Here is a 746-nt window from a genome sequence, read left to right on the forward strand (position 1 = left end):
CCTGAGCCTTGAACTCGACGCTGTAGCGCCGGCGGCGACGACGGCCTGGTGCCGCTGCTTCGTCAATAGTGTTCACGGTCCACCTATTTAAGTGGACACGATGCTCCCAAGACTCTCAACGCAACTCAAGATGGGATAAGCGGGCGCTTACCGATGGGCGTGTCAGCGCTCAGGCGTAGCCGGACGTCGCCGCATTCTACCTCCTAGGAGCCGGCGCTGTTCGACGAGGGGCACGCCGGCACCAGTTGAGTGCAGGCGCCTCTGGCAACGGCACGTCGGGCACGCCGAAATCGCCGGCAAGATAATGACGACGCCATTTGAACAGCAGATTGGCGTTGATGTCGTGCTCGCGAGCGATGAGCGCAGCCGACGCGCCAGGCTTGAGCGTCGCCTCGATGATCTGTCGCTTGAACTCGACCGAAAAATTGGGTCGCTTGGACCGTTTGGATTGAGGAGAGCTGTCCACTGTTGCGTCCACCATTCATTTGGTGGGCACCAAAGTAGCCAAACTCAACGACGAAATCTACACGGACCAGATCGAACGGCCGGAATCTCGCAGCTTCCGCTCTGTGGGTATCAGAATGCGGCGCTCATACAGCCAGCAATGGGCGTGCTGAAGCGTAAGCACCCGGGGAAGGCATCTTGACTGGGGCGATCGCTCAAACGATCAAACGATCAAGCAGCGGTCGGCGTCCAGCGATGAGGAAGCAGTTGCGCTATGTCGGCGGCACGGTGTGTCGGCAAGC

General features: G+C 59.9%; 1 protein-coding gene. It reads right to left on the reverse strand.

What is annotated here, in order from left to right:
* Positions 1 to 196: 196 nt before the first annotated feature.
* Entirely contained in the window at positions 197 to 466 is a 270-nt protein-coding gene (locus tag AB3X94_RS41815) for a transposase (RefSeq protein ID WP_368614467.1), read from the reverse strand.
* Positions 467 to 746: the final 280 nt, after the last annotated feature.

Origin of the sequence: Paraburkholderia sp. BR10923 (assembly GCF_040948765.1) — a bacterium.
In the GTDB taxonomy this organism is placed as follows: Bacteria; Pseudomonadota; Gammaproteobacteria; order Burkholderiales; family Burkholderiaceae; genus Paraburkholderia; species Paraburkholderia youngii.